The organism is Agrobacterium sp. MCAB5 (genome assembly GCF_052114365.1).
GTDB classification, from domain to species: Bacteria; Pseudomonadota; Alphaproteobacteria; order Rhizobiales; family Rhizobiaceae; genus Agrobacterium; species Agrobacterium tumefaciens.
Genome location: NZ_JBFREP010000202.1, coordinates 1 through 513, shown reverse-complemented (window position 1 = coordinate 513; position 513 = coordinate 1). Strand labels below are relative to the sequence as shown.

The window sequence follows — 513 nt, the reverse complement described above, 5'->3', positions numbered from 1 at the left end:
TTTCCGAAGAGCGTGATCCTGTTTTTCTATCGCACGCTCGACATGGCGAGCATCAACGCCATGGGACTGCGCCTGATGCAACCGTTCCGCCGATCGCGCCATGCGCAGTTCCAGATCGATCATGTCGCGCGTCGAATAGCGCGCTTTGGAACACGCTCGACTCTCGGCATCGATGCGCTCAGCCTGAAGTTCCACGAGCGCTGGCGACGCCAAAACAGCCGCAAAGGCGTTCTGGAATGTCTGGGCGTCATCATTGATGTGGCGATGCAAGGTTTTCGCAATGTCGTGTCGATCGAACACGCTCTTCTCATGGCTGATCAGCGTCAGAACCAAACAGCCGCAAAGGCGTTCTGGAATGTCTGGGCGTCATCATTGATGTGGCGATGCAAGGTTTTCGCAATATCGTGGCGATCGAACACGCTCTTCTCATGGCTGATCAGCGTCAGAACCTGTTCCGGTTTTTGGCGGATCAGTTCGGCATTTTGCCGTGCTGCCTCGTCATCCAGCCGCCCG

General features: G+C 56.3%; 1 protein-coding gene and 1 pseudogene. Both read right to left on the bottom strand.

Going from position 1 to position 513, the window contains the following annotated elements; all coding sequences use genetic code 11:
- A pseudogene (locus AB4Z23_RS28225) lies at nucleotides 1–330 on the bottom strand (Ti-type conjugative transfer relaxase TraA); the annotation flags it as partial.
- Nucleotides 324–513, bottom strand: a 190-nt coding sequence (locus AB4Z23_RS28220) for a hypothetical protein (RefSeq protein ID WP_441361274.1), incomplete at its 5' end; no start/stop codon positions are given. The pseudogene AB4Z23_RS28225 and the gene AB4Z23_RS28220, both read right to left, overlap by 7 nt.